Annotated in this window: 17 protein-coding genes and 1 tRNA gene; 5 read left to right on the top strand and 13 right to left on the bottom strand. The window is 38.7% G+C overall.

Features of this window, described 5'->3' with window-relative positions; translation table 11 throughout:
* Nucleotides 1-344: 344 nt before the first annotated feature.
* Nucleotides 345-417: transfer RNA gene (locus CBW18_RS11765), tRNA-Lys, on the top strand.
* A 166-nt stretch (nucleotides 418-583) separates the two neighbouring features.
* Here the strand turns inward: CBW18_RS11765 and CBW18_RS11760 are convergent.
* Entirely contained in the window at nucleotides 584-1,228 is a 645-nt protein-coding gene (locus CBW18_RS11760) for a pyridoxamine 5'-phosphate oxidase family protein (protein WP_088301530.1), read from the bottom strand.
* A gap of 79 nt (nucleotides 1,229-1,307) precedes the next feature.
* Between CBW18_RS11760 and CBW18_RS11755 the strand changes: the two genes are divergently transcribed.
* Nucleotides 1,308-2,783, top strand: a complete 1,476-nt coding sequence (locus CBW18_RS11755; protein ID WP_088301529.1) for a PLP-dependent aminotransferase family protein — start codon at nucleotides 1,308-1,310, stop codon at nucleotides 2,781-2,783.
* Nucleotides 2,784-3,188: 405 nt separating this feature from the next.
* On the opposite strand, the gene CBW18_RS11750 is transcribed toward CBW18_RS11755, so the two are convergent.
* The 7 genes from CBW18_RS11750 to CBW18_RS11715 form a co-directional block, all read right to left on the bottom strand.
* Nucleotides 3,189-3,644, bottom strand: coding sequence for a MarR family winged helix-turn-helix transcriptional regulator (locus CBW18_RS11750; protein WP_088301528.1), 456 nt, complete (start codon nucleotides 3,642-3,644; stop codon nucleotides 3,189-3,191).
* Nucleotides 3,619-4,065 carry an EVE domain-containing protein gene (locus tag CBW18_RS11745; RefSeq protein WP_088301527.1) on the bottom strand — a complete coding sequence of 149 codons (447 nt, stop codon included), beginning with the start codon at nucleotides 4,063-4,065 and terminating at the stop codon, nucleotides 3,619-3,621. The genes CBW18_RS11750 and CBW18_RS11745 overlap by 26 nt, the downstream gene beginning before the upstream one ends.
* On the bottom strand, nucleotides 4,062-4,502 hold the full coding sequence (locus CBW18_RS11740; RefSeq protein ID WP_216359229.1) for an SRPBCC family protein: 441 nt from the start codon (nucleotides 4,500-4,502) through the stop codon (nucleotides 4,062-4,064). The genes CBW18_RS11745 and CBW18_RS11740 overlap by 4 nt, the downstream gene beginning before the upstream one ends.
* 966 nt (nucleotides 4,503-5,468) lie before the next feature.
* Nucleotides 5,469-6,788: a gluconate:H+ symporter gene (locus CBW18_RS11730; RefSeq protein WP_088301524.1), complete on the bottom strand. Its 1,320-nt coding sequence runs from the start codon at nucleotides 6,786-6,788 to the stop codon at nucleotides 5,469-5,471.
* 9 nt (nucleotides 6,789-6,797) lie between these two features.
* Complete coding sequence (locus CBW18_RS11725; protein WP_088301523.1) at nucleotides 6,798-8,513, bottom strand: IlvD/Edd family dehydratase; 1,716 nt, start codon at nucleotides 8,511-8,513, stop codon at nucleotides 6,798-6,800.
* A 135-nt stretch (nucleotides 8,514-8,648) separates the two neighbouring features.
* On the bottom strand, nucleotides 8,649-9,485 hold the full coding sequence (locus tag CBW18_RS11720) for a fumarylacetoacetate hydrolase family protein (protein WP_088301522.1): 837 nt from the start codon (nucleotides 9,483-9,485) through the stop codon (nucleotides 8,649-8,651).
* A gap of 274 nt (nucleotides 9,486-9,759) precedes the next feature.
* Entirely contained in the window at nucleotides 9,760-10,647 is an 888-nt protein-coding gene (locus tag CBW18_RS11715) for an AraC family transcriptional regulator (protein WP_088301521.1), read from the bottom strand.
* A 570-nt stretch (nucleotides 10,648-11,217) separates the two neighbouring features.
* Between CBW18_RS11715 and CBW18_RS11710 the strand changes: the two genes are divergently transcribed.
* From CBW18_RS11710 to CBW18_RS11695, 3 genes are all read left to right on the top strand, one after another.
* Nucleotides 11,218-14,388, top strand: a complete 3,171-nt coding sequence (locus tag CBW18_RS11710) for a SusC/RagA family TonB-linked outer membrane protein (protein WP_088301520.1) — start codon at nucleotides 11,218-11,220, stop codon at nucleotides 14,386-14,388.
* Nucleotides 14,389-14,401: 13 nt separating this feature from the next.
* Complete coding sequence (locus tag CBW18_RS11705) at nucleotides 14,402-15,952, top strand: SusD/RagB family nutrient-binding outer membrane lipoprotein (protein ID WP_088301519.1); 1,551 nt, start codon at nucleotides 14,402-14,404, stop codon at nucleotides 15,950-15,952.
* A gap of 288 nt (nucleotides 15,953-16,240) precedes the next feature.
* Entirely contained in the window at nucleotides 16,241-17,758 is a 1,518-nt protein-coding gene (locus CBW18_RS11695; protein ID WP_088301517.1) for a serine hydrolase domain-containing protein, read from the top strand.
* 84 nt (nucleotides 17,759-17,842) lie between these two features.
* Here the strand turns inward: CBW18_RS11695 and CBW18_RS11690 are convergent, their stop codons facing one another.
* The 5 genes from CBW18_RS11690 to CBW18_RS11670 form a co-directional block, all read right to left on the bottom strand.
* Nucleotides 17,843-20,035 carry a peptidase domain-containing ABC transporter gene (locus CBW18_RS11690; RefSeq protein WP_088301516.1) on the bottom strand — a complete coding sequence of 731 codons (2,193 nt, stop codon included), beginning with the start codon at nucleotides 20,033-20,035 and terminating at the stop codon, nucleotides 17,843-17,845.
* A 24-nt stretch (nucleotides 20,036-20,059) separates the two neighbouring features.
* Nucleotides 20,060-20,977 carry a hypothetical protein gene (locus CBW18_RS11685; RefSeq protein WP_140418671.1) on the bottom strand — a complete coding sequence of 306 codons (918 nt, stop codon included), beginning with the start codon at nucleotides 20,975-20,977 and terminating at the stop codon, nucleotides 20,060-20,062.
* 5 nt (nucleotides 20,978-20,982) lie between these two features.
* On the bottom strand, nucleotides 20,983-22,329 hold the full coding sequence (locus CBW18_RS11680; RefSeq protein ID WP_172406507.1) for a radical SAM/SPASM domain-containing protein: 1,347 nt from the start codon (nucleotides 22,327-22,329) through the stop codon (nucleotides 20,983-20,985).
* 68 nt (nucleotides 22,330-22,397) lie between these two features.
* Nucleotides 22,398-22,598: an ecotin gene (locus CBW18_RS11675; protein WP_088301513.1), complete on the bottom strand. Its 201-nt coding sequence runs from the start codon at nucleotides 22,596-22,598 to the stop codon at nucleotides 22,398-22,400.
* A 71-nt stretch (nucleotides 22,599-22,669) separates the two neighbouring features.
* The gene (locus CBW18_RS11670; protein WP_172406506.1) at nucleotides 22,670-25,051 is read right to left on the bottom strand and encodes an outer membrane beta-barrel family protein; all 2,382 of its coding nucleotides are present in this window, start codon (nucleotides 25,049-25,051) and stop codon (nucleotides 22,670-22,672) included.
* Between the last annotated feature and the right edge of the window lie 228 nt (nucleotides 25,052-25,279).

Here is a 25,279-nt window from a genome sequence, read left to right as displayed (position 1 = left end):
ATGTCACATGAAGTTCCTGTTCATTGCAAAATCTGTTCATGATCATCTGTTGATCTCGAATATGCTACTGTTTTCTGAATCTTGCTTTATCGATTTAAACCAGGCTCAGAGAATATTTCGGCAAATATCTATAATTTAATGAGGTTATCTATCAAAAGTTTTCAACGGTTGAATAAGCATTTACATGACAGATTTGGCTGACGATTTTTCATCCAAGACAAATTCAAAATTTATAGATTAAAAATATTTTACTGTGAATCAGTGGTTTCAGATATGATAAGGTGAGTTTGTTTAAATGCTTATTGTTTATTATAAAAAAATTCTATCTTTGCGATCTCAATAATGATTCCGTAGCTCAGCTGGTAGAGCATTACACTTTTAATGTAGTGGTCCTGGGTTCGAATCCCAGCGGGATCACAGAAGGTAGTATTAAAACTACGTAAAAGCTTGCAAATCAAATGATTGCAAGCTTTTTTGTTTTTGTGTAAAAACCAAAATACTCACCGAATCTCATATTAAAAGTGCGTGATTCGGTGAGTAGTTTTAAAGCTGGAAAAAGAAGAACGGCCAGCTTATCGGCATCTTAACTATTCCCAATATGACTTAAATGATCAGGAAGCGGAATTTGCTGGCTCATTTCATCCGCTATTGGCTGTAGTCTTGAGGTTTGCAACGGAATAATACCCGACCATATCGGTAACAATTTATCTTCTGCCTCGTCGTTAGGCATCCCTTCCCTAATTTTCGCCGATGCCTCAGCCAGGTTAAATGCCAGAACTGCTGTTCTGCGTATCTCACTCTCCGTTATCGGACGAAGATAATTCCAGCTGCCCGGCACTATCTTATCCATAAGCCACTCAAAGGATTCAAGCTTTCCCTTTTCATCTTCTACCTTTTCTCCCGTAGCGAATATCACCACTGACCGATAATTCACAGAGTGGCTCAGTGCCGATTTGGCAACCACAAGGGCATCAGTCAACATAACAGTTATGCAAACTGGTATCCCCTTATCCAATTCCCGAATAAAATGGCTCCCTACAGAACCATGAATATAAATCTTATCTCCATAACGCACAAATGACGTTGGAATAGAATAGGGTTTATTATTCATGGCGTAACTTATGGTACAGAACAAGGCTTCATCCAATATTGGATAGATAGTTTCAACATCAAAATTTGCCCGTTTTGCTGCCCGGCTCGGGATGAGCTGATTGGTTGTTTTTTTCATTATATTTTCTTTTTAACAAAATTGTATCTTTATTGGATGCCTGTTATCATCCAATTTTTTCAAAACAAGTAGTCCGGTTATGCACCCGTTTTTCTCGACCCTTAATTTAAACAAAGGCAACTCTATAACGCTATATGTTCAATTAGCCAAAAAATTAACCCACGCCATTATAGAAGGCATCCTACAACCTGCAACGAAATTACCTAGCTCTCGACATTTGGCTGAGTTACTTTCCGTTCATCGAAAAACCGTGATTAGAGCTTATGACGATCTAATTGTCCAAGGTTGGCTGGAAAGTAAAACAGGAAGCGGCACTTTTGTAGCAGGCCATTTACCCGTAATTAAGCCTGAGAAGTTTGGCAATAAGATTCAAAACACCGGAGATGCTTTACTAACTGCAGGTTTTCATTTTGAACAAGCCGCTCATTTAAAGCGCAAGTTTATTAAGGAACATACCAGCTACCATCTGGATGATGGCTTTCCCGATCCCCGCCTCGCACCATTGCATGACTTATCCAGAGCCTATCGTACGCAGTTGATTATGGGTAACGCCTATAATCGTTTGGGATACGAAGACCCGCAGGGCTCAGCCTGGTTAAGGGAACAATTGGCTATTTACTTTAGTGAAACCCGTGGAATGAAAGTGACTAAAGATAACATCTTGATTACACGTGGCACTGTGATGGGTTTATATTTGGCTAGTACAGCCTTAATAAGGCCAGGCGACAATGTCGTAGCAGGTACACCAGGATGGGCTAGCGCAAACAATATTTTTTTACAGGCTGGAGCTAATTTATTACAGATAGTGGTAGATGATTATGGAATCAATACACATGATTTGGAACAAATATGTAAGATAAAGACTGTACGGATGGTTTATGTTACCTCTCACCATCATTATCCCAGCAGTGTAAGCTTAAGGGCGGAGCGGCGCATACAGCTCTTGCATTTATCCTCAAAATATGGCTTTATTATTTTTGAAGATGATTACGACTACGACTTTCATTACCTCAACAAACCATTATCACCTTTAGCCAGTGCAGATGAGGAAGGAATGGTTTTATATTTTGGATCGTTCACTAAAACAATATCACCAGCCTTTAGAGTAGGCTATTTGGTCGGGTCTGAAAATGTGATCGCCCAGCTTGCTAGGCTAAGGCGGATTGTAGACCGACAGGGAGATACCATGTTAGACAATGCGATGGCCGAACTATTGCAAAATGGCATTATTCAGCGCCATTTGCGCAAGTCGCTCCGCCTTTATCGGCAGAGACGCGATACTTTTTGTAATTTACTGAAGAATGAATTAAACAGCTACCTGAATTTTGTGTTACCAGAAGGTGGCATGGCCGTGTGGACAACTTTCGATCCAGCCATTGATATGTATAAACTTACACAAGATGCTCGTAAAAAGGACCTTTCTTTTTCTGATGGCAGAATTCATCGCTCGCACTTTTATCAGGCAAATTCAACACGGCTTGGTTTTGCTTCATCTAATCTCGATGAACTAGAAGATGCTGTAAACATCTTGAAACGGCTGCTTACCAGGTATTAGTTCAGGGCTAACAACCCCCATCATACTATATTCCTGAAAGTAAGGGATGCGCCTTTTGTCATAGCTCAAAAAGCTGATTGAAATTATATTGGTTCTGTTCCTGTTTTTTAGCAAATTTATTAGTGTCATCTTTATATTCCGGGCTAGCAATCAAGGTTATTTTCTTCATGTCGAAGCAAATCTCCATGAGGTTTTGTTGTTCGTCCGAAAGATCGATTTCAGATAGTTGCATTTCATTAAGCACATATGTTGTAAAGCTTCTTACCTCGGTTTTAGTTTGCCATTCATTATTTATTGAATGGCAAATTATTTTTATCCTAATTTAGGTAGTGTTGTGATGATTATAACCGGAGACTAGAAAAACAGTTAATAATTCAAAATCCTGACTCTGGTGACCTTTTTTATTTACTTTACAGTAAGTAGTTTCAATAGGTTCTGATTAAATCCTTGCAATTTTTTTTCAAGGGCGGAAAAGAAATTATGATCAAACTGTTCAACTGTAACAACAGCGTCCTTAATTATCTTTTTTCCATTTTCTGTCAATGATACAGTTTTTGCTCTTGTATCAGTCTTGTGTTCCTGTCTGCTCACCATATTCTTTTGTAGCAACGTTCTCAGTACAGTCGAGGTAGTCATAGGATCTATTTTAGTATGCATGGATAACATAATTTGCGTCACTTCCTTTTTTTCTAGAGTTAGCCAATGTATGCTGGCCATAAGTACAAACTGCGAATGGGTAATATCGTATGGCACCAGTGCTTTTTTTATCTCTCGCTGCCATAAATTAGTAACCTGCCATAACAAAAAGCCGGTACTTTCTTCTGGTTTATCAAAACTAAATGTGTTGTCCGATGGGTTCATGTTGTAGCATTTTAGAAGTAATCAGATTAAAATCATTTTCTTTGATTTCGAGGAAACCAAAACGAAAAGGATAACCCCATTTCTTTTTGTTTAGTATAAATTCAAGGTCATTGATTAATGGTGCAATTAAACATTCCACTGATTTTAGAAATTCAATATTTCGCCGGAAGGGTTTAAAATTCTCCGTCATTTGAAATTGATATATTTCATCATCAGCCACTTGTCCAACAGCAGTAAAAGCTTGTAGCTTTTCATTTCCTTCCATTGTAATTTTTGAAGAGTAAATGATCAGATAATCACCTTTTTTCATTTGTTTTAGGGGTGTTTGCTTACCATGACAAACTTGAATAAAGTTACCGTTTACACCACGTTGCGTGTGTTCTTTTGAAATGGCTGCTATCCAGTATTTTGTCGTGTTCATAATTTTGAAGCAGCTTTAATTTGATCTTGCATATCATTTGGCAATCCATCAACAATTTTCTGAGCAACTATTTTTATCCAAAGGAAGCCCAAAAAACCTTTAACCGTTATTGTATTGGTTATTCTTAATCCATCTGCAGTTTCTTCAAATAAGTGGTCATCAAACATTTTGGCCAGCGGAAAATGTGTAACATCAAGAAAATGCTTGTTTTCCGTGGTTTCAAGCAGTTTTACTTTTACACTCGGCCCGCCTTTTGGCCTTAAGATAAAATGGTTTCCTTTTTCAAATTTGCCTTCCATTTTAGCAAATTCAATTCCGTTATCCCAAATGTGCCAATTGTTCACGTCAGCAAAAAGTTTCCACATTTGTTCTTTTGTAACTTCCTTGGTTACGATAGAATGAGATTTTGTCCACATAGTTTTATATAATAATTTCAAATATAATAAGTTAACTTACATTTTGTGAATTTATTTCAGGTACAAAGCTGTTCCTGTCAATGAGGTTGTGATTAGGAACAGGCTACTATACCAATGACGAGGTTTTTGACCATGCCCCGAAATGGTGGTGATGTTCGTTTTTTACGGTGATGACCTTAGGCATGGTGCCCACGAGGTCTTTAACCAGATCGATCTGTTGGCTGATCTTCTGGTTTTCATAACGCTTGTTGGATTTTTCTATCTGGCCAGAGTGTTCGCTAAGGTCTCTTTATATTGTTCTAAAAACAACTTAAAATCTCTGGCAGTTCGTTTTCTATGACTTCCATCCGCTTAACTAATCCCAGAGTAAGCTCTTCAGCCATGTTTACTTTTTTATTTTAATTCGTCGTGTTTCATTACACACCTGATTCAGAATGAACAATGTCATTTGTTCCAGGCCAGGTTGCTACCCTATTTTATTATTTTGCTTAAAACATGTCTTGAAGACATACCATTTTCGAAACAAAAAAGTTCGAAACATTTTTTTGTTTCGTGAAAATTTGTTTCGAAATCCTGAAACATTTTTTCCTGAAACTTTTTTTTGTTTCGAAGAAAAATGTTTCTAAATTTTGTAAAAAAGCCATAGCGTCATTTTTTCTCTCAAAATCAATTTTAGGCAGCGTAGATTAAAACGAAAATTTTCAGGAGAAAAGATTTCTCAAATTTTTACTTGTATACATAATCATGCAACTAAAGATGATATTAATGACGTGAAATTTATTGGGTGTACCAGGTCTTGAATGATTCCTGGTGGCGTTGAAATGTTTGTTCTTAGATTTTCACCAAGGGTAACCAATTAGCTAATGAAAAGGGGCTGCAACCTGCTTTTATTTTGGTTTATAGGCCCAATTTATGCTTATATCCATAGAGGTGCTGTGATTAATGCTAACGCACTGAGGGATATCTATTAAATGTTATGGCCATTATCTATTTAAACAGTACCTGGTTCAAAATCAGTATCCCAATAAGTCCGATAACTGAAACCAGCGTTTCCATCAGCGACCAGGACAAAAACGTTTGTTTGATAGATAACCCTAAATACTCTTTGAATAACCAAAAAGAGGAGTCATTTACGTGAGAACAAAACAGGCTTCCTGAGCCAACCGCGAGCACCATTAAATTTGGATCGGCACCATGAGGGCCGATAAGCGGAAACACAATGCCGGCAGCGGTGAGGCCGGCTACGGTAGCCGAACCCAGGCAAAGCCTTAGCACAGCCGTTATTAACCAGGCCAATACTAAAGGTGGTAAGGTCAGCCCTTGCAAAATTGCGGCAAGGCTGTTGCTCACCCCGGTTTCTACAAATACTTGTTTCAAAATGCCTGCGCTACCGATTATTAAAAGAATCATCGCGATATCTTTTGTTGCATCAACATAAATGACCATAATGTCAATCAGCTTTTTACCTGACCTGATCCCAAGTGTAAAAGTTGCAATGCAAATGGTTAATATCATGGCAATCGTTGGATCACCGATAAATCCGGCAAAATTTACAACAACCTTATGGTCACTACATATCCTGGTTATCAGCGTGGTACCCAAAATGATCAGTACAGGTAACAATGCGGAAACCACACTATTTGTTATCCCCGGCAATTCATTATCGGGCAGTTCATCGGCCCGCAAGGTAACTGTTGGGCTGGATTGCATATTTATTAATATTCTTGCGAAAAGAGGGCCTGCAATAAGTATAGCAGGTATGGCTACGATTAAACCATAAACAAAGGTTTTAACCAAATCTGCATTAAATTGCGTCACTAAAGCCATGGGCGATGGATGAGGTGGTAAAAAACCATGCATTACGGACAGCGATGCGAGCATTGGCAAGCCTACATATACCAGGGGTAACCTGTAGTTATACGCTACCGAAAAAATAATTGGAATAAGCAATACAAACCCAACATTGTAAAATAATGGAATGCCCACTATAAAACCGGTTAAAGACATGGCCCAGGTGATGTATTTATAGCCGAATGTTTTTTTTAATACCGAAGCTATTTTTTGAGCAGCACCACTGGACGCAACGAGTTTTCCGAGCATGGCGCCCAAAACGATGATGATTGCCAGCGATCCTAATGTCTCTCCTAATCCTTTATTAACAGTTTGCGGAATACTGGAAGCGGGCATACCCAACAATAAAGCTGCCATTACCGATACGATTAAAAATGCAAGAAAGGTATTCACCTTTGCCCAGGCAATTAATAGTACAAGTATTGTTATGCAGCCAAAAAGAATCAGTACATCCATGTTTCTGCTTTAATGGGAGTCTCTGGTTACGGCTGAACCTGAGCCGCCTACTAAAAAGTCCAGATCAGCACCTTTATCTGCCTGCTGAACATGTTTGACGTATAAATTTACATAGCCACGTGTTGCATCAGAAAGTGGCTGTACCCAATTGCTTCGCCTCAGGGCTAACACTTCATCACTCACTTCAAGGTGGATACGTTTATTGGCTACATCCAGCTCAATGATGTCTCCGTTTTCTACAAGCGCTAAATTTCCACCAATAGCAGACTCAGGCGATACATGCAGCACAACTGTACCATATGCCGTACCACTCATCCTGCCATCCGATATCCTTACCATATCTGTTACGCCTTTATCAAGTAGCTTTTTTGGTAATGTCATGTTACCCACCTCAGGCATACCCGGATAGCCGACCGGACCGACCGTTTTCAAGACCATTACACAAGTTTCATCGATATCCAAATCAGGGTCATCTACTCTCGCATGGTAATCCTCAATGTCTTTAAACACAACTGCCCGACCTCGATGCTGCATCAAAGCTGGCGTAGCTGCGGATGGCTTGATCACCGCGCCGTTAACTGCCAGATTACCTTTGAGTACGGTAATTCCGGCTTCCTGAATGATCGGCTGCTCAAATTCATAAATCACTTCCTTATTGTAATTTATTCCTTTATCAGCAATGTTCTCAGCATGCGTTTTCCCGCTTACCGTTAGGGTATCCATTTTTAAAACAGACTGCATTTGTTTTATAACAGCAGGTACACCACCAGCATAGTAAAAATCCTCCATCAAAAATTTCCCTGAAGGCATCAGATTTACGAGCAGCGGCATTTTACTGCCAATATCATCAAAATCATCTAAGTTCAGCGCTACACCCATACGCCCTGCAATAGCGGTGAGGTGAATAATAAAGTTTGAGGAACCCCCCACTGCTGCATTTACCTTAATGGCATTTTCAAAAGCATCCCGTGTGAGTATTTTAGAAATTTTCAAGTCTTCTTTAACCATTTCAACTATTCTCCTTCCGGATAGCTGAGCAAGCCTTTTTCGCCGGGAATCAACTGCAGGTATAGCCGCACCACCCGAAAGGCTCATGCCTAAGGCTTCAACCATGCAGGCCATCGTGGAGGCCGTTCCCATGGTCATACAATGGCCAGGACTACGGGACATGCAACTTTCTACTTCTGCATATTCATCGTAAGTAATTTCGCCTTTCTTTAATTCCTCTGTCAGCTTCCAGACACTTGTTCCTGAGCCGATGTCATGTCCGTGATATTTTCCGTTTAACATGGGGCCGCCGGGAACCACAATCGTTGGTAAATCTACACTTGCCGCTCCCATTAGGGTAGAAGGTGTCGTTTTATCGCAGCCCGTAAGCAGCACTACACCATCAATAGGGTTGCCTCTTATTGATTCCTCTGCATCCATACTGGCCAGGTTACGGAACAACATGGCGGTGGGTTTCATGAGCGTTTCACCCAATGACATGATGGGAAATTCCAGCGGAAAGCCACCAGCCTCTAATACCCCGCGACGAACACTTTCGGCAATATCACGCAAGTGGGCATTGCAGGGTGTAAGTTCAGACCACGTATTACAAATCCCGATTACCGGTCTGCCGTCAAACATGTCTTCGGGCATGCCCTGGTTTTTCATCCAGCTGCGATAAATGAGGCCCATCTTATCTTTTTTGCCAAACCAGGTCGAACTTCTATATGATTTCATATTCCAGAATATACTATGTTGCGCTATTTTTTACTTCCTTATTTAGATTTCTCGCTAGTGGACGTATTGATTGAAAAATCGTTTCACTCGCTCCGGCATAGGTTTAGGAACCTATCATTTGTTTGCCGATGTTTATCATGCAACGGTATTGATCAGTGAACCAATCTCCGGAATGGTTATTTTTACAATATCGCCGCTGTGTAAAGTAAAATCATCGGCGGGGATGATTCCTGTACCTGTCATTAAATAGGTTCCATGAGGGAAATCCAATTCCCGAAACAAGTAGGCCACTAAATCCTTGTGCTTACGTTTCATTTGATTAATGGATATTTTCTCCTTAAAAAGAACAGCAGAATCCCTTGAGATTTCGATGCTGATATTCGTATCCGGATCTATTGGTCCGTTTGTTACTAAAAGGCAGGGACCTAAAGCGGTAGCCCCGTTATATGATTTTGCCTGCGGCAGATAAAGCGGATTTTCGCCTTCGATGTCCCTCGAAGATACATCATTGCCTATGGTATAACCTTCTATAGTGCCGGCTGAGCAAATAAATAAGGTCAGTTCCGGTTCAGGTACGTTCCATTTAGAATCTGCCCTGATCCGTATGTTTTCTCCGGAGCCCACTGTACGGTAAGCTGGTGATTTAAAAAAAAGTTCCGGCCGATCTGCATCATATACCCTGGCATAAAAATCCCCGCCTTTTGCTTCTTTTGATTCCTCTATTCTGGCTTCCCTGCTACGGAAATAAGTTACGCCGGATGCCCATACTTCCTGGTTACCGATGGGTGTTAAAACAGCTGAATGGGTGAGCGCTTGTAAATCTTCGTCAGGTTGGAGGTATTGCAATTCACTGCTGACCACTTTAAAGAGATTGCTTCTGTTCACAAACCTATCCCAGCTTTTCTCTTCCGTTAAAAAATATTGGTTATTGTGGTTGATAATAATCCCGCTAGAGGTGTTATAAATTCTCATAATTATTTGGTTAAGTTTTTTGGACCGAAAATTAGTTTGAACTTATTTACGTATCCAGGCGGTAAAATCGAAAGGCAAATAAATCCTTTTAAAGCACATTTACGGCATAATGTTAATATAATACAATAAAATGCTTCAATACTAAAATTGCTGGTTTGCGTAGCCTGATTTGATCATTACTAACAAATATACTTTTTGATTTGAGCCTACCTCAGGTAAATTACCTGGCAATATCTTAAAATAAACGGGCCATTAAAGCAAGTCAAAAATGCTGCTAGATAAATTTCTTCTCTTCAGTTTTAAGATAGTTATACCTGTAGTCCATTGGATTTTTTTTGGTAAGCGCTTTAAACTGATGATAGAAGTGAGAGATATTGTTGTAGCCACAGGCATAGCCTACCTCAGTCATGTTAAATTCCTCTTCTAACAGCAATCTGCATGCATTTCCAATTCTCACTTCCATTAAAAACTGGATATATGTTTTCTTTGTTTTGGATTTAAAGTACCTGCAAAAGGAGTGCTTCCCCATGTTAATTAATGCTGCCACATCTTCTAATGCTACTTTTTGGTGGTAATGATTAAATGTGTATTCGAATATCGCGTTAATGCGGCTTTGATCAACGCTATTCACTTCTGGATTAAAGCCATTGGATGATATAATTTCATATTCTTTCGAAGCAGCTATTATTTCTAAAGCGGATAATAAATTGATCAACTTACGGGCAGGCGATTCGTTGAGCATTTCCTCCGCTATTTTACCAACCTTTCGTCTAGTTACTCCTTTTAAGCGCAAGCCCAGTTTGCTTGTGTTGAGCAGTTTAACAATCGGGCTAATTTCAGGGAGATTTAAAAATGCATCACCCCAGATGTTGTTTTCAAAAAGAATCACGATGGTTTCTCCAACCTTTTCGATATCGCTTTCCAGATATTTTTGTTCACACCGGAAAGTATGTGGCAGGTTTGATCCAAATAAAAATACGTCACCATTTTTAAAAGGACCCACGTAGTCGCCTATCAGGCAGGTGCCGTAGGTTCTTTTAACAACTAATAACTCACACTCAGGGTGATAATGCCAGGCACTTAATATCGCATGTCCTATATCCTTATGGATATTAAAGGAATGCTCCGGGTTTGGAGTAGCCTTTTTTAACGTAGCTTTCATGTTTATAATTGGTTAATTACGAAAATGAAATTAGAAATTATGTGTGATATAATATCCATCTAATCACTTATTGAAGTGGATATATTAACCATGCCAAGCTTTTTTATTTGCGTATTATACCGACTTAATTATGAGGTGATACGATAAGTAGTTGATAGACAGGTCTATTTTGGCGCTTTGTGAGGCGGTAACTAATATCAGAAAGAAATATCTATGTTAATATGTTACAATTTTTTGCTGTAATACTGAAATTGCTTTTCATTAAAGTTGTCTTTATTTGCTTGAGTAACATAATTGTTTCTAAACCAAATATAAAAGGAAAGTGATGCTCTATTCTTCGCAACTATTTTCTTCAAATGAACTATTTAGCCTAAGCATTTTGCCTTAGATGATTAGAACAGAGATTGATTAACTAACCAAGCAATATAACCATATGAGATAGATTTTACTTACCATTCAACAACATACAAAGTCGCTAAACGCTGCGTATGTTCCGAACTGACAGCAACCCCTCTTCTGCGGTTATTTAAGCTGCTTATTAAAAATAACAATTCTAACCAAACAACAATTATGAAAAAAAAAATACTTCCACTAGTATTTATTTGTACTGTGTTAACGGTATTCATTCTTTTCAAGTCCGAACGCGCATCAGCTGGTGGGCTAACAACCGGAGTCTTTAGTACGCCTTCAACAACCAAAAAGTTAAAAATAGCTTTTATAGGAATCACAGGTAAAGTTACCGATGAACAGGGCATTGGTTTGCCCGGCGTAAGCATAGTTGAAAAGGGAACGCGGAATGCTGTGGTAACCAATTCATCTGGCAGCTATACCATAAATGTTGCCAATAACAACGCAGTATTGGTGTTCACATCCGTTGGCTATAAGCCCATAGAAATAACAGTAAATACAAAAACCGTAGTTAATGTGTCTATGGTAGCGATTACGAATGCGTTAAATGAGGTTATTGTAACCGCACTCGGCATAAAAAGGGAGGCCAAAAGCCTGGGGTATTCAGCTCAAAAAGCCGACGTAGAGGCATTACAAACTAACCGTACAACTAACCTCGCCAATTCGCTTGAGGGCCAAATCGCCGGACTGGATGTTTCTCCACCTGCCGCAGGGCCAGGCGGGAGTACCAAGATCCGTTTGCGCGGACAATCTTCTTTCACCGCAGACAATTCGCCACTGATCGTAATCAATGGCTTGCCAATGTCGCAGGGCGCAAGCAGCAGTAATGGTTATACACAAAATGTGGATCAGGGAGATAATATGCAAGGTATCAATCAGGACGACATCGAATCGATGACTGTTTTAAAAGGATCTACCGCTGCAGCATTGTACGGTTCGCGTGCCGTTAACGGAGCAATTATTATTACAACAAAGTCGGGATCAAAAAATAGTGGAATAGGTGTTGAGTTCAACTCTAATTTTACGATAAACCAGGCGCTGGATTATACAGATTTTCAATATGAATACGGGCAAGGTGAAAATAACATCCGTCCCTCGTCACAAGGAACTGCGCAGAGTTCCGGCGCCTGGAGCTTCGGTGTGCCGTTTGATAATGTACCTACCTACCAATTCGATGGTGTGCAGCGTCCTTATGCGCCTGTTAAAGACCGGATAAAGACGTTCTTCAGACTTGCACCATCGTGGAGTAATACAGTGGCAATTTCCGGCGGTAATGACAAAGGAAGTTTTCGGGTGTCACTTTCTAATCAAGATGCCCAGGGCATAGTACCAAACAACGATTATCATAAAAAGATTTTTAACGTTGGCATTAACTATAAACTTACCGATAAGTTATCTGCACAATTTTACGTTAACTATGATCACCAATTCAATAACAATCTGCCACTGGTCGGCGTACAGGGAAATGCAATTCCTACATCAATTTACAGGCTGGCTAACTCCATTTCTTTTGATGTACTCAAGGCAGGCGCTATAGATGCCAACGGAAATGAAACACCTACTTCGAGGTTTGCTACCGTTACCAACCCATACTGGATATTAGCGAACCAATTTCAAAGACAAACAAAAGATCATTTGTTGGGTACTGCCGTGGTGCGCTATCAGTTTTTCGATTGGCTATATTTTCAGGGCAGGGCAAACATGGACCTGTTGCACTCTACCTATGAATCAAATACGCCGACGGGTACGCTGGCTGTATCTGCAGCACCATCAGGACTATATAATGGTAGCTATGGGATAAGTACATCAAGTACACGCCAAAATAATTTTGACTTCTTGCTGGGGGGAGGACATAAATGGAAAGATTTTTCATTTAATGCAACGGTAGGTGGGAATAACTTTCCCTTAATTACGTCTACATTTAACGAGGCGGTAACCAACTTTTACATCAGAGGTTTATATACCATTGGGAACGGTGTTACGGCAAATTCGAGTTACAACTTGACTAAACAAACCGTAAATTCATTGTATGGTACTGCAGAATTGTCCTACAAAAATTTATTATACCTCAATCTTACCGGCCGTACAGACTGGTATTCGGTACTGGCGAGAGATATAGATCATTATTTCTATCCTTCAATTAGCGGAAGTTTCGTTTTTTCTGAATTACTTCCAACAGCAAAATGGTTAAATTTTGGAAAGCTTAGAGTTGCTGTTGCAGAAACGGGAAGTGCCCAGGGTGTTGGCGCCTACAATGCATTAACATTTTTGCTTGCCCAGAATTCATTCAATGGGCTTCCTTTAGGAAGTATTAACGGAACAGCTTCACCAAATACCCAGATTAAGCCTTTTGGCGTAAATGAAAAAGAAATTGGTATCGAGTTGCACATGTTCAACAACAGGGTAAACCTGGACGTGGCTGCCTATGATAAGAAAACGACTAATCAAGCCGTTCCAATAAGCCTTTCTGCAGCAAGCGGATACAGCACCACGCTGGTTAACTTAGGTGGTTTGGACAATAAAGGATTAGAATTTAACCTGGAATTAATACCTGTCCAAAATAAAAACTTTACCTGGAAAACGGCTTTTAATTCTGCTTTCAATTCTTCAAAAGTATTGTCATTAGCGAACAACCAATCGCAACTTGTGGTGGGCAGTCCCGAGTTTTTTGGTTCTATTGTCCATGTGGTAGGTTTACCCCTTAACCAAATTGTAGGTTCAACTTATAAGCGGGATGCTTCCGGAAATATCGTATTATCGGGAGGCAAACCCGTGGCAAGTGCTACACCAGTTAATTTTGGAAGTGGCCTTCCTACAGCAACAGGGGGGTGGCTAAATACGTTGAATTACAAAGGCTTTACCTTTATTGCCCATATTGATTATAAAGCAGGTGGTAAATTACTATCGAGCACCAGTTTAAACTTATTAAGAGAAGGTTTATCAAAAGAGTCTTTACCTGGACGTGTCGGTGGCGTAATTTTTCCGGGCGTAAATGCTACAGACGGATTACCAAACACCACTGCTGTAAATGCAGAGGATTTTTATGCAAATTATCGTTCAACGAATATTTTAGATCCCTTTATTTACAACTCGAGCTTTGTTAAACTAAGAAGCCTTTCGCTGGGATACGATTTGTCTAGATTTATCAATAAAAAATATGTGAAAGGCTTAGTGCTATCTGCCGTATGTCGTAATGTATTGATCATCAAGAAATATACGCCGAACATCGATCCCGAAGCAATAGCCTCAAGCGGAGATAACCTCACGGGTTATGAGCAGGCATCGCTACCAACAACACGTACTTACGGATTTAACTTAAACGTAAAATTCTAACGCTTTATAGAATATGAAAAATTTAATCAGAATTATAGCCATCGCCATCTGGGTTACAGTAATTTCCAGTTGCAATAAAGGGTTTGATAAATTGAATATTAATCCAAATAATCCAACAGAACTCGACGCGGCATTCTTGTTTACCAGCGCACAATTTGGAACGCATGGAGCCACGATGGAAACTGAGCCAACCATTGTGCAGCAATTTGTAAATCCATTTTCGGGAGTCACTTCGGCATTTAATTTTAATCAGCTGAATCAAACCTATACTTCGCAAAATTGGAATGCTGAATATACGGGGACAAACAGTGGCGCAACAAGCTCTTCAGGCCCTGTTCAATTACTGGTTCAAATCTTAAGCCAACTCAAAGGCAATGCTACAAGAACAAATTTATATAACGAAGCCAGAATCTGGAAAGCCTATCAATTTATGATGCTGGTAGACACTTACGGGAACGTACCCTATAGTGAAGCCGGACAAGCCTATTTATCAAATGTGCTTACCCCTAAATACGACAATCAGGCAGCGATTTATACCGACCTGATTAAAGAAGTTACGGAGGCAACGGCAGCTTTAGATCCGGCAAAGGATATCGTAAAGGCTGATGTGTTTTACGGTGGCAATATCGCCCAATGGAAAAGATTGGGTTATTCTTTATTACTTCGATTAGGGATGAGGTATAGTAAAATTGACCCTACCAAAGCACAAGCTATTGTGCAAGCCGCCGTAGCTGGTGGTGTAATGACATCAAATGCCGACAACTGTTATCTGAAATACAATACCACTTACGTGAATCCCGTAAGCCAGACGATTACGGCGATAGCGAATACGTATTATTTAGCGGCTCCCTTTGTAGATCAACTAAAAAATAGTGGTGATCCGCGATTGAAGTTTATATCCGGCAAATACGCAAACCCCTTAGCGGCACCAACAAGCGTACCAGATACCACATCCGCCAATCAGTTCGGACTTCCGGTGGGATATAGTAACGCTACTTTACCAACTGCCCCGGGATTTAGAGGTGCTAACGGTTCGGGTTTTAATTATTCACAGGTTAATTATAGTATTTTTGGTAGTTTAACCGCACCGCAATTTTTCATCACCCATGCCCAAACACAATTGCTTTTGGCAGAGGCCGCTTTTAGAGGTTGGATAACTGGTGGCAGTACACCTGATGTTTATTATGCTAATGGTATACGGGCGGCGATGGACCAATGGACAACTTACAACCCGGCAGCCATCATTCCTTTAGCTACGCAAAATGCATTTATTAATCATCCTGTTAATGCTTATAATACGACAAATGCACTCAACCTGATTAATACGCAATACTGGGTGGCTTCCTGGGGCAATGGTACCGAGGCATTTGCTAACTTCAGGAGGAGCGGTTTTCCAGCTTTATCGCCCAATACCATCCCGGGACAAAATATAACTGGTGGTTTTGTTCGCCGGTTTGTTTATCCAACGCTTGAGCTTTCTGCCAATGCAGCAAATTACAAGGCAGCAGTTGCAGATAATGGCGGACCAGATAATATGGACACACGCATTTTTTGGGATAAATAGATAAATTCTCAATAGTCATCGATCGTTTAATCAAAAATTACCGGCGACTATTCAAAGTGCACTCAAATGTTGCCTATTTAAAGCTAACTCTTCAAATGGATCCTGTAAACTTGTTTTACAGGATCCATTTTTTTGAGGGTTTTTGGTGTCTAATAAGGAAGGCAGACCGTAAAATCCATCACTAAATTGTTTCCTGCCTGCTTTCCTAAGTATAAAAAGTTTACTTCGCTGTAACCAATCAGATAAAACTTCGTCTACTCTAATAATGACCATACTATACCTTCTCAAATGAAACTAATTTCTTTCGCCACCATTTTCCTTTTACTGCTAGGTTCGATCAATATATCCACCCAGGCACAGCAAATAACTGCTTCTGACAGTATCGATGTGTTTTTGAAAAATAAAATGCAGCAACGCCGCATTCCGGCATTACAGATAGCAGTTATCCGTGGTGGTAAAATCGTGAAAGACACCACCTTCGGAAAGGCCAATCTGGAATACAATATTAATGCAACCAACGAAACGGTATTTTCCATCAATTCTATTACAAAAGCTTTTGTCGGGATTGCCATTATGCAGCTTGCTGAAGAAGGAAAATTAAAAATTACCGATCCTCTTTCGCTCCATCTGGATAGCCTGCCCGATGCCTGGAGAAAGATTACGATACAACAGGTTTTGAGTCATATATCCGGACTGCCTGATATCATGGATGCCGATGAACAGGTGATGGGGCATAATGATGAGCAGGAAGCCATGCAAAAGGTAAAAGCCCTGCCCATTGAATTTCAACCCGGAGAAAAATTCAGTTATAACCAAACGGGTTATGTATTGCTCGGACAACTTATCACCAAACTGAGCGGGATGCATTTCACAAAATTCATTGAAGAACGACAATTTGAAGTATCCGGAATGAAATTAACCCGATTTGGTGATTCTTATGATGTGATTCCTAACTATGCAGGTGCTTATACCCTGACGAAACAAATGGGTAGTCGTTTCATCAGGAACAAAACACCAGGCCACGCTTATATGCAATTTCCAGTCTTTTTCAGAACTGCCGCCGGAATTCAGTCTACCGCAACTGACCTCGCCAACTGGATTATCGCTTTAAAAGGTGGAAAGCTTTTAAAGAAACCTGCTAGTGTGGATACGTTGTGGACACCTGCCAGACTTAATAATGGGAAAATTGGTGGATTCAATTTTTTAACGAATGGTTATGCGCTTGGTTGGCCAACGGTTACCCGTGAAGAACACCCTGCAGTCGGACCCGTAGGCGGAGGCAGATCTGCTTTATTTGTTTATTTAAAGGATGATCTTTCCATTGTGCTATTAACCAATTTAATGCAGGGCAACCCAGATCAGCTGATCGATGAAGTTGCGGGTTATTATATTCCGGATATGCATGAAGCCAATGGCTTTGGTTTACCTGCCAACCTGAAAAAATTAAGAGCCGAACTGTTAAAGCAGGGCTTTGATAAAAGCCTGGCTGTAGTAAAAAAATTAAAGAAAAAAGATTCAAACTTTCAGTTAAGTGAGGCTGAACTTAACGGCTGGGGATATCAGCTTATCAGCCAAAAGAATTTACCAGCCGCACTTTCTATCTTTAAATTGAATGTAGCCTTATATCCGGGAAGTGCAAATGCCTTCGACAGTTTGGCCGAAGCCGATGAAATAACGGATCACCAAGCAGAAGCACTGCTGAATTATAAGAAGTCGCTGGCTTTAAATCCTAAAAATAAAAATGCGGCAGAAAGGATCCTGGTGATTGAAAAAAGCATTCTGAAAAAAACGGCAGATAGAAGCTAATATTTAGCTTTTTTTGACAGGTTAACTTATAATTCATATAAAATGAAAAGCATTTTATATGAATCTAATGCATTTAAGCGATGATTAAACACCTAGTTCCAGTTGATTCCTGACCAGATTAAAATAGTCGCCCTGATTTAAAACCAACTGATGATGGTTACCGGAATCTACAATTCTGCCATTTTTCAACACAATAATATGGTCAGCATTTTTAACAGTTGATAAGCGATGCGCAATAATTACTACAGTTTTTCCCTGGAATACGTCCTGAAGATTTTGCATGATTATGCGCTCATTTTTTGCATCCAAACTACTGGTGGCCTCGTCAAACATAAGAAAGTGCGGATTGTTATATATGGCTCTGGCAATTAAAATTCTCTGTTTCTGACCTCCGCTTAAACTATTACCGATGTTGCCTATTTTGGTGTTGAAACCCATGGGAAGCTGCTGTACAAAATCATATATATTTGCAATTTTACATGCTCTGATCAATTTTTCTTCATCATCCGATTCTTCTTCCATAGATATATTATCTTTAATTGATCCACTAAAAATATATCCATCCTGCATTACTACGCCGCACTGATCACGCCACCAGTCATGGTTGAAAGAAAAAACATCCTTATCACCGATCGTAATACTCCCCATTGTTGCAGGGTAAAAACTCAATAAAAGCTTAAGTAAAGTTGTTTTACCACTGCCACTTTCACCAACAATTGCAGTAATCTTTCCGCTTGGAATAACAGCATTAATGTTTTGCAGCACAAAAGGCTGATTGCCACCGTAATATTTAAATGTTAAATCATCAATCACCATATCTTCACCAAGTACAGCACTGTTTCCATTCATGCATCCGGCATTTTCATCTCCGTTTTTATAAATTTCCTGTGTTCTGTTGTATACCAGCTGTGCATCCTGAAAAGACCTGATAAACATAATTATACTTTCAATCGGTCCAGAAAAAAGACCGATAATATAACCGATGCTGAGCATTTCACCTATGGAAATTTTACCATTTATTACCCAATATGAGCATAAAAAGGTAATAGAAAGAGTAAAAAGTTGCTTCAGAATGGTCATCGCATAATTCTGGTAGCTATCTAAAAACAAACTCCTTACTTTTAAGGAATAAATTTTGCCCTGTAAGGATTTCCATTTATTTACTTTAGCCTGCTGCGCATTTCTGATTTTTACGGAAACCATTCCAGTTACCATTTCGATCAGCTGGTTTCTGTTTTCTGATATTAACTTAAAGGAGTAATAATCAATTATTTTTCTTTTATTGTAAAATACAAACATCCAAAACACCGAAAAAGCAATCAGAAATATAAACCCAAAAGCCAGGTATGGATTGTAAATAAACAACCTCACCGTCAGGGCCAGAAACAGAAAAACTGAAAAAACAGTAGAAATCAGCTGCTTGGTTAGCAGTTGTTCTATTTTTGACTGTTCTTCTATTTTTTGAAGAATATCGGAGTATAATCTGTTTTCGAAAAAGTAAATGGGCAGCTTGATAATCTTTTCCAGAAGGTTTGTCAGCATTTTTATGCTTACCTGGGTACTAAAATGCACACCTATGAAGTTTTGAAGGAGATTTACAATGGTTTGTCCGAAAAACAAAAGCAGCTGGAAACCAAAAATAACCCAGATTACACCAGTATCCTTAGCACTGTAACCCTTATCAAAAAGATTTTTTATGGTTTGCGGAAAAATATAAGAAATAACCGTACTGGATGCGATAAGAAAGATTAACCAGAAAATTTTATGGTTTTGATGCTGAAGTGCGGACTTAATAAAAAGAAAAAGGTTTGAATAGCCACTTTTTTCCTGAGGAAGAACTAAAGTATCAAATGAAGTATTTGGTTTCAATTCAATTGCAATACCTCCATCTTTACTGGAATTGGCCCATAACTTATAAAATTCTTCTTCACTTAAGCTTAACTTTCCAAAACCAGGGTCAGAGAGGTAAAATTTATTATTTTTTATTTTGTAAAGAACAACGAAATGATCTTGTTCCCAGTGAAGAATACATGGAAGATGTACATGGTCTTTTAGCCCCTGAAGGTTTGCCTTCAGGGGGCGGGGCGAAAGCATTAACTTTTCTGAGGCGATGCTGATGTCCTGTAAAGAAACTCCTGAGCGCGTTACCTGGGTAAGCTCCCTTAAATAAACCAGGTTACAATTTTTACCATAGTATTTTAATATGATCTTTAAGCACGTTGCACCGCAATCAGTTTGTTCTACCTGGAAAAAATGTGGAAATCCTTTAAAGGCCATGCTGGATTTATATGATTGACAATCTTAATACCGACTTAATATCTTATTATTTACCTCACCGGATAAAGCTAGTCCCTGTACACTGCAAACCCTGATGAATTCATTAAATATAAACTGTTTGAGCGCCTTTGGACAAGTCTCAATATTGTTGAAATTTTGTACAAGCTGCTCCAGAAAATCTGCTTCTCCTTTGCTAACAGCGTTTATTACCTGGTAGGCATCTATAATCGGCTTTAGTTCCTGATGCACGGGTTCTGAGGTCGGAATTTCTTTAGATATGATGCTGTAGAAGTCTTCTTTCCCCTTAAATGATTTGCCCAACGCAGTATCAATACTGTTAATAACATGTGTAAGCATCAGCTTCCTATGCTCGGTTTCAACCGTTTCAATATTCGCAACTGCAGTCTGATCACTATGTTTTCCATAGAGGAGAAAATGATTTAGCAAAATGGTTTCTGATATCGTATCGCTTAAATTTCCTGTTTTAATGAGTACCCTTACTTTATTTAACCATTGTTCACCAATGGCAATTACAAAATATGGAAAGGTTTTGCTCTGCTCAATTGCCAGCAATTTGGCAGCATCGATTTCTGACATGGCTAACGGATAATTACTTTCAACATAATTTTTATAGGAGGAAAGCGAATAATGCAGACTCATCATACCACTCCGGATTTTATCAGAAAAAAAATCATCCAAAGGAAAAAGCTTTTTAAAACTTCCGTCTCCCTGATAAAATTCCCTGTTTCTGTAGTGGTTAAGTGCTTTTTCAGAATGACTCATATAATAATAAAGTGACATTTTCTCCTCCTTGCTCAGTTCTGATTTAAAATAACCGGACAAGTCATCAAAAATATGGCGGTTCTTAAATTTTGGCTGTGCAATAGAAATACGATCGTCTCCTTCGATCTTATTCAGTATATTATGGATTAATTCTTTCATAATGATCATGATTGATTGTTAATATATCTTTGTAACAATAGCCGATCTTCAATATTGAATTTAAAGGAAGGGCATGCCGGTGTTCCTTCATACCAATCTTTCGGACAGGCACCACCACACAGCGGTAAAAACTTACAGGATTTACACCAGGAATCATTGGTTGGGATTTCATTGAACCAATTCCTCATATGCGCATTATCTGTTGATATTTTTGCATCTTTCAGAAGATTGCCGGAGTAGTATTTGGTATCATCATAATAAGGAGTATATGGTACTTCCCAACAAGTGGAAATATTGCCAAAAGCATCAAATACTTCTGAAGTCTGGCTCACCACCATACATGGTTTTTTCACCCTTTCCGGAACAACGGTAGTGCTCTTTAACCGGTTGTGTTCCAAAAGCCTCATATACACTTCGATTTCAAAATCAGCAAATTCTTGTTTGGATACGCCTTTAATGGTGGCCTTATTATCTCCCCAATCGTGTATTGGGGCCACATAGAAACTAATATGTTGCAGAATACCCCTTTCCTGAAGGTAATCTATAAAATCCAATACTGTTTCTTTGTTTTCGGCATCTACGTTACACCTGAAATTGATATGTGCTTTTTCTTTGTATAGCGCTGAATGTACAACTGATTCAATGTTGTTCATTATCACATCAAAGCTTTCGGCTCCATTTTTCAACATTCGTCTTTTATCATGAAATTCTTTCATCCCATCAACAGTAATCTGGTATTGAGTAATTTGATTATCATTAACCAACTTTTCAAATAATGAATATTTCAGATTAAGCCCATTCGTAATAATGTCAGATGAATATTTGATTCCTTTTTCTTTTGCAAACTCAATCAGCCGGTAAGAAAGCTGAGCAAGGGCAGAAAGACCGGTTAATGGTTCACCGCCATACCATGTAATGTGCATTTCACGAATGGTATCACGCATTGCTGTATACTTTTCAATAATCCTCTGATAAGACAGGTCTAAAATTTCCTGACTCATCACCTTATTGGTATGAGATTGCCCGCAATAATGGCAACCCAGCTGACAATTTCCTGATGGTTGTATCACATAGGTTAGCAAGTATTTGTCGCTATCAGTTACACCAAGTTTATTGGATTCCAGAATTTCATGGAGTTCCTCCTGATTCTCGGGCACAAATACTTCCATCTGTATGATCTTAGCCATAATATCATCCGGAATCTGGTCAAAATTCATTGACATCACATGATCCAGTACCCGTTTAGACATCTCAATAGAAATACCTGTTCTGGTAGAGTAAATAATTGCGGTTGAATCCAGTATTTCAGGATCATCAATCACATGCATATATTTTGAAAGCTTAAATTTCATGATAAAGGGATTTGAATTTTTAAATAAGGCTATCCGATTGGATAGCCTTATGTAATTGTTGAAACTGGTTAGTAACTCCAGCATTCGTTTTTTGCACCGCATGTTGGGGAGCTAAATCCCCAGCAGCCGTTTTCACCTGGACATGTACTGATAGCTTCTTCAGAAATACCGGTACCGCCTGAGATTGTTTTAATTGCATCAAAGCTTAGTGAGGTAACTTGACCTTCTGAAACTTTTTTAGACAATCCTTTTAGTTTTTCATTTCTCATGGTTTGAATTATTAAGGTTAAACAATACTTGAACAGTTTTAATTCCACACAAGTCCCTACAGAATTTTGCTTTATTTTATATTTGAATTTCCATTTTCACTTCTCCCTTTATCCAACTTCTCCACATCTGCTTTTCTTGTTTTAGCGTTCCCAAAACTTCTGGTAAGTGAGAAACTAAGCCCCCTCTGGTTGTAGTCGGCATTTGTGATTAAAATACCCGTGGATGAACTCATCGTATATTGATTGATAATCAACTTAAAAGGATCAACCACACCAATTTTAAATTTATAGTCTTTAAAATTTTTAGATATATCAAAAGTATTGTACAGGAATGAATGCGTGTTTTTATTGACCAGGGTATATGATGAAGTATAACCCAGATATCCACTCAGGTTAATCCCTGCTTTAAAAAGATTGCTGGCATTAATCAATATTGCAGAACTGTTGTAAAGTGAATTTTTGCTATTGAGATATATTTCTGAGTTATCTACTTTATAAATTCCGGAAGAGATATTGGCTGTCATCCTATTTTTCAGTAACGATAAATTATAATTGATTCCAAAATAATACCGGCGTACTTTTCCGGCAAAATTTTCCGGTCTGGTTAAGCTTATTCCATTATTAATTTCGGTATTGTTTAAAATTGGATTATTAACCTGCTCCATACTTAGCATCATTACCAAACTGCTTCTGAATGAATAATTCAGTCGTAGCGCCTGAACCCTTGCGAGGTATAGATTGCTGTTTCCGGAAACCAGGTAATTTTCATTAAGTCTGAATATAAACGGGTTAAGTTCATTTGAATAAGGCCTCCATAGCATAGAACGATAGCCTAATGATAACCTGTGAGATTTATTAAAAACATAGTTTGCATTTAAAGAGGGAAGAAAGTCGTTAGCCTGGCTGCTGTTGTTCTCTTCACCTTCATTAAGTATGGTTTTTATGTCTGTATTTTCATATCTTATACCTATTAATACATCCATTTTTTTAAAAAATCTTCTCTGCAGTGTCAAATAAGCTGAATTAATGTTTTCTTTATAATCAAAATCATTGGAAAGAAGCGGATTATACGTAAATGCATTCCCATTCCATTCGCTAAATATGTACGGACTTTTCGTTCTAAGCAGATTAACCTTAAAACCTGTTTCCATTTTCATTCCTGATTTGCCCAACGCTTTTGAATAATCCACCTTGAAGGCATAGTTGTTTTTGTCGATATTATTATCGATATCTGTTAACTGACTAAAATTCATAGGATTACCGAAAGGAAAGGCAGAAAACTTATTGTTATTTTTTCTATTGTGACTGAAATAGTCTAGACTAAGATCAAAACTGCTTTTATCTTTCCCTTTTAAACTATAAAATATACTGCCACCCGCCATTTGTACATTTCCATCGTTTATATTCTCACTGCCATATGGATTTATTGCAGCATTAATAAAGCTGTTTATAGTGCTTTTAACATCATTTGGATTATAGTACTGAAACTCAAATACTGCCCCAATTATGCTATTTTCTGTTGCTTCATAATTAATTGCAGTTGTTGCACCTATTCGGAACTCATCTGCTTTATTAACAGAATTAATAAGTGCCTGTGATTGCTGCGCAAAATCTGTATTTTGCAAATCTTCTGTTGTTTTTGAATTGGTCTGACCCAGGTAAAACGAAGCATTTTGCGAATATTTGCGGTGATGGTAATTTAAATTGAAATTACCGCCGGGGCTGTTGCCACGCTTTTGTTCATCAGTTAGGGTTATAATACCTTTAAAACCATCAACATCTGTCTTTTTCAAAACAAGATTAATAATGGCACCATCGCTGGCATCATATTTTGCCGACGGACTGGTTATGATTTCAATACGTACAATGTTATCCGATGGCATAGATCTTAAATACTGATACAGATCCTTTCCGCGTAAAATTGATTTCCTATCATTAATATAAACTGTAGCATTCTGAGCACCAACAATGGAGAGCTTCTCTTGTTCAACCTGTAAAAGAGGGGTTTGCCTCAACACATCCCAGGTATTATTTCCTATGCTAAGTGAAGAATTTTCAATATTAAATACGAATCGATCAGCCCTTGATTCAAATAATGGTTTCTTTCCGGTAACAACTATTTCCTTAAGTGCCCGGGCATTTTCGATTGATATAGTGCCTAAATCAAGATGATCTGTTACCTGGAGCATTTGGCGATGCAGCATTTGGCCCAGTAATCTGATATTAAATAAATAATCGCCGTTTGCTACATTTAATTCAAACTTGCCATTTACATCTGACAGTTTGCTTACCAGTGCAACACTATCTTTTTTTAGCAATACCACCTCGGCCATTTCAACTGGCTGGCCATCACTTCCCATAATTTTCCCTTTAATCAAAAATTGTGCATCAACCTTTTGCGAGCAAAGCAAAATGAAAATGAACAGGCAGGAAAACGGTTTATAAAACCGCATGAGCGCGCAATGAGTTAGCATTAAGTTATTGTTAGTTTGGTTTATATAATAATCAGTTAATTATTATTTAACCTAATGTAGCAACTATGCGCATCAGCGTGAAAAACATTATACATAACCGCATTGTTGCAGGACGAAATCCGTATCCTGCTATAATAAAACAGATATATCCTGTTGATGCTGCACCTGACCTCCAGTCGTCATACTTACCAAATGCAGTGCAATAAT

Source organism: Pedobacter sp. AJM, from assembly GCF_002197755.1.
GTDB lineage: Bacteria > Bacteroidota > Bacteroidia > Sphingobacteriales > Sphingobacteriaceae > Pedobacter.
This window is presented reverse-complemented; position numbering and strand designations above follow the sequence as displayed.